At 74.3% G+C, this 6612-nt stretch carries 7 protein-coding genes; 2 read left to right on the top strand and 5 right to left on the bottom strand.

Going from position 1 to position 6612, the window contains the following annotated elements; translation table 11 throughout:
• Positions 1-73 precede the first annotated feature (73 nt).
• A complete protein-coding gene (locus ABZS66_RS51460) occupies positions 74-961 on the bottom strand; it encodes an NAD(P)H-binding protein (RefSeq protein ID WP_354770500.1) in 888 nt (295 codons plus the stop codon).
• Positions 962-1031: 70 nt separating this feature from the next.
• Between ABZS66_RS51460 and ABZS66_RS51455 the strand changes: the two genes are divergently transcribed.
• Positions 1032-1907 (top strand): LysR family transcriptional regulator, encoded by an 876-nt coding sequence (locus tag ABZS66_RS51455; protein WP_354770498.1) that lies wholly within the window; start codon positions 1032-1034, stop codon positions 1905-1907.
• A gap of 9 nt (positions 1908-1916) precedes the next feature.
• The gene (locus ABZS66_RS51450; protein WP_354770496.1) at positions 1917-2123 is read left to right on the top strand and encodes a hypothetical protein; all 207 of its coding nucleotides are present in this window, start codon (positions 1917-1919) and stop codon (positions 2121-2123) included.
• Here ABZS66_RS51450 and ABZS66_RS51445 read toward each other — a convergent pair.
• The 4 genes from ABZS66_RS51445 to ABZS66_RS51430 form a co-directional block, all read right to left on the bottom strand.
• Positions 2120-3739: a fucose isomerase gene (locus ABZS66_RS51445; RefSeq protein ID WP_354770494.1), complete on the bottom strand. Its 1620-nt coding sequence runs from the start codon at positions 3737-3739 to the stop codon at positions 2120-2122. The genes ABZS66_RS51450 and ABZS66_RS51445 overlap by 4 nt on opposite strands.
• Positions 3736-5220: an FGGY-family carbohydrate kinase gene (locus tag ABZS66_RS51440; protein ID WP_354770492.1), complete on the bottom strand. Its 1485-nt coding sequence runs from the start codon at positions 5218-5220 to the stop codon at positions 3736-3738. Before ABZS66_RS51440 ends, ABZS66_RS51445 begins: the two co-directional genes overlap by 4 nt.
• A complete protein-coding gene (locus ABZS66_RS51435; protein ID WP_354770490.1) occupies positions 5217-6182 on the bottom strand; it encodes a LacI family DNA-binding transcriptional regulator in 966 nt (321 codons plus the stop codon). Before ABZS66_RS51435 ends, ABZS66_RS51440 begins: the two co-directional genes overlap by 4 nt.
• Positions 6179-6612, bottom strand: a 434-nt coding sequence (locus ABZS66_RS51430) for an alpha/beta hydrolase fold domain-containing protein (protein WP_354770488.1), incomplete at its 5' end; no start/stop codon positions are given. The genes ABZS66_RS51435 and ABZS66_RS51430, both read right to left, overlap by 4 nt.

Below are 6612 nucleotides of genomic sequence, written 5' to 3'. Positions count from 1 at the left end.
ACCGAGCCGATCCCGGTCCGAGCCGATCCCGGTCCGAGCCGATCCCGGTCCGAGCCGATCCCGGTCCGAGCCGTCAGGCTGCGCTGACGGCTCGGAGCAGGGTGGACTCGCACCACTCGTGGAAGCTCGTCGGCGTGGTCCACTCCGGCGTCCTGCGAACGCCGTTGTCCAGGCCCTCGTTCTTGGCCGCCATCATCGCCGTCGTGCCGTCGGCGACGGCCTCCGAGGCGCCGCGGGACAGCAGCGCGGAACGGAACGTGTCCGGGGTGATCTGGGTGTACTCGACCTCGCGGTCCAGGACCTCGCTCATGATCTTCGCCAGGTCGGCGAACGACAGGTCCTCCGGGCCGAGGACCGGGTGGTCCGCCTGGCCCGTCCACGACGCGTCGAGGAGCAGGTCCGCGGCCACGGCGGTGATGTCGCGCGTCGCCGCCAGCGGCAGGCGGCGGTCCGGGGCGATCACGCCGGTGAAGAGGCCCTGGGTCGCGATCGGCACCGCCTGGCGCAGGACGTTGTCCATGAACGACGGCAGCGCCAGGGAGCGGTACGGCACGCCCGTCGCCATGATGGCGTCGTCCATCGCCAGGGACGCCGTCACCAGGCCGGCCGCGCCCGCCCAAGGGGTACCCCGGCCCAGCGCCGAGACCGCCACCACGCGGTCGACCAGGCCGTCGGCGAACGCGGCGCAGGCCGGGGCGGTGAAGCCCGCGTACACCTCGTCCAGCGACACGGAGCGGAAGCCGGGCGGCGCGATCCACAGCACCGCGTCGGCGCCCTCGAACGCCGCACGGACGACCGCCGGGTCGCCGTGTGAGCCGGGTACCACCGATGCCTGGGCGCGCACCGAGGGTGCGAGCGACGACGGGTCGCGGGCGATCACGCGGACCGGGGCGCCGGCGCCCAGGAGGAGGTCGACGACCTGGTGGCCGATGTTGCCGGTAGGAGTCGTAACAACGATCATGCGACCCAGTCAACCCGCGGCGGCAGCGCACCTGAAGGACCGATCCGGTCCGCATTGATACCCTGGGAGTATGAACGATCTGGAGTCGCGGCAGCTTCGCTACTTCGTGGCCGTGGCGGAGGAGCTGCACTTCGGGCGGGCCGCGGAGCGGCTCGGCATGGCGCAGCCGCCGCTGTCGCGCGCCATCCGCGACCTCGAGCGACACCTCGGCGTCCAGCTGCTGCGGCGCACCACCCGCGAGGTCGCGCTGACCCCGGCCGGGGAGGTGCTGCTGCGCGACGCCCGCACCGCGCTCGACGCCATCGCCGCCGCCGCGCGGCGCGCGCAGAACGCCGGGCGGCCGGCACCGGCGCTGCGGGTCGCGCTCAAGGCCGACTACGACGCCGGGCTGCTGCCCCGCTGCATCGCCGCGTACCGGGAGGACCCCGCCGGGCGACCCGTGGAGGTGCTGCTCGGCGGCCGCGGCGAGCAGGTCCCCGCGCTGCGCGACGGCCGGGCCGACGTGGCGATCCTGCCGCGGCCGTTCGACGAGCGGGGCCTCGACCTCGAGCCGCTGCTCGTCGAGCCCCGCCTGCTCGCGATCGCCGCCGACGACCCCCTCGCCGCGCACACGGCGCTGCGGCTGGACGACCTCGCCGGCCGGGTCCTTCCCGACGGCGGAGCCGCGGACCGGCCGGAGACGGTCGCTCCGCACGATCCGCGGCGCAGGTCGTACGACCTGGCCCAGCTGTTCAACCTCGTCGAGCTCGGCACGATCGTCTGGTTCCTGCCTGAGTCGGTCGCCCGGCGGCACCCGCGGTCCGGCGTCGCCTACCGCCCCGTCGAGGAGCTCGGGCCGTCCACGTTGTGCATCGCCTGGCCGCGGGACTCCCGCGACCAGGCGGTGGCCGCGTTCGTCCGCGCGGCCACCGCGGTGGCGGTCGAGGAAACGGCCCTGGCGCGGTAACGTGAAGCGGTGCACAACCTGACGGTCGCCCTGGTCACGGTCGTGGCCATCATGAGCGTGGTGGTCTGGTTCGACCGCCGGCTGCTGGCCGACCTCGCCGGCACCCCGGACCGCGACCTGCGTCACTTCGACCGCCGCACCTGGGCCCTGATCATCGTGCTGAGCTTCCCGATCGGGCCCATGCTGTACCTCGGCCTCGCCAAGGATCAGCGCTAGCCGACGGCGGTGTCGCCGCAGAGGTGGACCTCGACGCCGAGCGCCGCGAACATGGCCGCCTTGACCAGCAGCGCCCGGTCGGCGGCCTCCCCCGTGGGGGCGTAGGCGACGTTGAGGTGGTTCGCCTTGTGGCGGGCCATGAACTGGTCCCGGGACACCCCGTGCAGCACCGCGTGCATGATCGGCCAGGCCGGCGTGGTCGCCTTCGAGCGGCGCTCGGTCTCCTCGGCCGGCAGCGACACCGCCGAGGCGCGGCCCAGGTCGACGTGCAGCCGGCCGCCCTGGACGAACACCCGGCTCCAGACGATCTCGCCCGGCTTGCACACACCCTTGATCGTCGAGCCGCCCAGCGGGAAGTACACCGGGTCCTGGCGCCAGCCGACCGCCTCGGCGTAGCCGGTCGCGAAGTGCGACGGCGGTACCGAACCGGAGATCTCGAAGACCCAGACGAACTCGCCCTCGTAGTCCTCGCCCCAGCGCACGTCGTGCAGCGTGGTCGCCGGGTCCAGGCCCATCGCGGTCCAGATCCGGTTGGTCACCAGCGCGTCGACGGCCACGCCCTCGTCGGCCTCGTTGAAGTGCGGCAGCGGCAGTCCGTCCCACAGCACGCGGGCGCCGTCGCGGGACGTGACGGGCGGGCGGTCGGCGTTGTTCAGCAGGCCCTCGGCCAGGTCGGAGGCGGGCGAGAGGTCCTTGAGGCCCTGCTGGTACTGGATGCCGACCGCGTCCAGGCCGAAGTCGTCGCTGATGCGCAGCGCCGCGATGTACATCTTGTACTGCCAGCGCAGCTGGGCCTCGGTCAGCTCGGTCGCCTCGTCGGTGCCGACCTTGAACGTCATGCCCTTCGCCCGCAGCCACGCCCCGACGGCATCGGCCTCGGCGTCGGGGACGCGCAGCATCTCGGCCCACAGCGCGCTCTGCGACAGCCGCTCCTTGTAGATGCCGGTCGGGTTGAGCAGCTCGTCGTCGATGATGGCGTTGTACATCCCCATGCAGCCCTCGTCGAAGACGCCGATGATCGCCTTGTCGGCGAGCAGCTGCGCCGCGAGCGCGCGGCCGAGATCGGCCTCGGTCGATGACGGCAACGCCGGCAGGTCCCGCACGTGCGAGTCATCGTGGTCGATGCGGCCGGAGGAGACCCATTGCCGCAGGCCGTCCTTGAACCAGTCGTCGGTGAAGTCGACCGACCAGATGGTCGAGTACGGCACGCCCATCTTCGCCATGCCCGCGTTGAGGCCCAGCAGGCCGACGAGGCCGGGCCAGTCGCCGGCGAAGTTGGCGACGGTGAGGATCGGGCCGCGATGGGTGCGCAGGCCGGCCAGGACGTGGTGGCTGTACTGCCACACCGCCTCGGCGACGACGAGCGGCGCGTCGGCGGGGATCGTCTTGAAGACCTCCAGGCCCATCCGCTGGCTGTCGACGAAGCCCTCGTGCGCGCGCACCACCGACCAGCCCAGCTCGGCGAACGCGGCCGTGACGGCGGCCTCGACGGCGACCTGCGTGGGCCAGCCCGCGGCGTTGGCGCTGGGCCGCAGGTCGCCGCTGGCGACGAGGTACGCCGTCTGCGGCGGGCACGCCGGTCGGCTGACCGCGGGGGGCATGGTGTATCCGGTCATGATCTCTCCTCCGGGAGGGCGAGCCGGCGGGCTCGCGACGCGAGGGCGTGGGCGACGCCGCGGGTGGCCGGGTACAGCTCGCGGTACAGCGCGTACAGCTCGTCGTAGCCGGGCCGCAGGGCGGCGTCCGGGGTGATGGTCTCGGCGGGCGGGTTCCACGCGGCGATGTCGGCGCCGGTTGTGGTGCGGGCGGCGAGGTAGGCGGCCCCGTAGGCGGCGCCGACGGTGGTGGCCGGCACGACCTGGGTGAGGCCGGTGACGTCGCTGACGATCCGGGTCCACAGCCCGCCCCTGGTGCCGCCGCCGACGGCGACGACCCGGTCGACGACGGCACCCGCCGCGCGCATCGTCTCGACGTTGTGCCGGACGCCGAGGGCGGTCGCCTCCAGTGCGGCGCGGTACAGGTCGCCGCGGGTGTGGCTGAGCGTCAGCCCGGCGATGACGCCGCGGGCGTCGGGGTCCATGAGGGGCGTGCGCTCCCCCGCGAAGTACGGCAGCATCAGCAGCCCCCGCGCGCCGGGCCCGGACTCGGCCGCCTCGGCGAGGAGGGCCTCGTAGTCCGCGCCGGTGAGGTCCCGCAGCCAGCCGGTGACGGCGCCGGACGTGGCCATGCCCCCGGCGAGGCTGCGGGAGCCGGGGTACGCCCCGACCGTTCCCCACATCGACGGGGTGGTGATCGGCCGGTCGACGGTCGCGACGAGGAACATCGTGGTGCCGTACATGAGCATGAGGTCGCCGGGGTTCTGCGCGTCGACGCTCACGGCCTCGGTCCAGGCGTCGATCGTGCCGGTGATCACCGGGACGCCGGCGGGGATGCCGGCGACGGCCGTGCGGGTCACCCCGGCGACGTCGGCCGGCCACGACAGGGGCGGCAGGTCGAGGTCCGGGGCGATCCGTGCGGCCCAGGGCTGGTACCAGGCGAGGTCGTCGGGGGCGTACAGCGGCGTGCACTGGCTGGCCGAGTGGTGGTCGAGGACGTACTCGCCGGTGAGCCGGTACGCCAGCCACGACGCGGGCATGAACAGGCGGCGGGCGCGGGCCCACACCTGCGGCTCGTGGGCGGCGACCCAGGCGAGTTTCGGGCCGACGGCCTGGGTCGACAGCACCGAGCCGCAGCGGGCGAGGATCGCCTCGTCGCCGCCGAGCTCCCCGGTCAGCGCCGCGATCTCGGCCGTGGCCCGGGTGTCGACGCCGTAGAGGATCGCCGGTCGCAGCGGCTCCCCTTCCGCGGTCGTCAGCAGCACGCACGGCCCCATGCCGCTGACCCCGACCGCGGTGACCGGGGAGGCCGAGGCCGCCGTCAGCTCCGCGGCGATGGACCGGAACTCGTCCCACCACACGCCGGCGGACATCTCCACATGGCCCGGGAACGGGCGGGAGACCTCGTGCGAGCGCACGGCCGTGGCCAGCACCCGGCCGTCGGGGGCGACGAGCACGCCCTTGCTGCTGGAGGTACCGATGTCGACACCGAGAAACATCATGAACCGTCCTTCGCGTGCAGGACCACGGTGCGGGCCGGGCCGGCCGCGCCCGAGATGCGGTCGAGCAGCAGGCCGGCGGCGGCCTCGCCCAGCTCGCGGGCCGGCAGGTCGACGACCCGGATGCCGCGCCGGCCGAACGAGGCGAACGGAAGGTCGCCGAAGACGGCGAGGCCGAAGCCGGGCGGCGTGAGGCCGGCGTCGTGCAGCGCGTCGAGGGCGCCGGCGGCCATGAGGTTGTTGGCGACGACCGCGGCGTCCGGCGGCTCGCGCAGCGCGAGCAGGTCGGCCATCGCGGCCCGGCCGCCGTCGACCCGGTAGTCGGCGTAGCGCAGCAGGGCGTCGTCGTCGCGGCCCTGCCGGGCGTGGGTGGCCTGCTGCCAGCCCTCCATCCGCAGCTGGGCGGTCTCCACCGAGCTGGGCCCGGTGATGCAGGCGACCCGGCGGAACCCGGCGGCGAACAGCGACTCGGCGGCCGAACGCCCGCCGGCCCGGTTGTCGACGGTGACCGCGTCGATGTCGTTGCGGTGCAGGCTGCGGTCGACGGCGACGACCGGCCGTTTCGCGGCGACGAGCCGCGACACGTCGCTGGCGTCGTCGGCCGGTGCGAGGATCGCGCCCGCCATGTGCTCGGCGAGCACGATGTCGATGTAGGTCTTCTCGCGGGCCGGGTCCTCGTCGGTGTTGCACAGCACCACCGAGTAGCCGGCGGCGCGGGCCCGGTTCTCGACGCCCCGCGCGAGCGCGGTGAAGAAGGGGTTCTCGATGTCGGGGATGATGAGGGCGATGACGTCGGAGCGCTGGACGCGCAGCCGCCGGGCGGTGCGGTTCGGGATGAACGACAGCTCCTCGGCGGCGGCCCGGACGAGCCGTTCCGACTCGGCGGAGACGCGGGTGCCGTTCATGACCCGGCTGACCGTGGCCGGTGACACCCCGGCGCGGGCGGCCACCTCGTAGATCGTCACCAACTCAGATCCCGGGCCAGGGCGTTGCGGCGGCGCTCGACCGCGGCGCGGCTGACGGCGGCGCCGGGCGCGATGCGCTCGAACGCGTGGACGGCGCCGGGCCAGGACTCGAACCGCACCTCGACGCCGGCCGCCTCGAGCCGCTCGGCGTAGGCGACGTCCTCGTCGCGGAACAGGTCGAGCTCGCCGGTGTCGAGGTAGGTCGGCGGGAGGCCGGCCAGGTCGGCGGCGCGGGCCGGGGCGGCGTAGGCGTCGGCCGGCTTCCCGCAGAGGTACGCCTGCCAGGCGACCGTGGCGAGGCGGCCGTTCCACACCGGCGCGTCACCGGCGACCGTGCGGTCGTCGAGCATCGGGTAGTACAGGTGCGCGGCGGCGATCGCCGGGCCGCCCTCGTCGCGGGCCAGCAGGCACAGCGCCGCGGCCAGGCCGC

The organism is Dactylosporangium sp. NPDC005572 (genome assembly GCF_040605515.1).
Lineage (GTDB): Bacteria > Actinomycetota > Actinomycetes > Mycobacteriales > Micromonosporaceae > Dactylosporangium.
The sequence above is the reverse complement of the archived record's forward strand: the minus strand, read 5'-3'. Positions and strand labels throughout refer to the sequence as shown.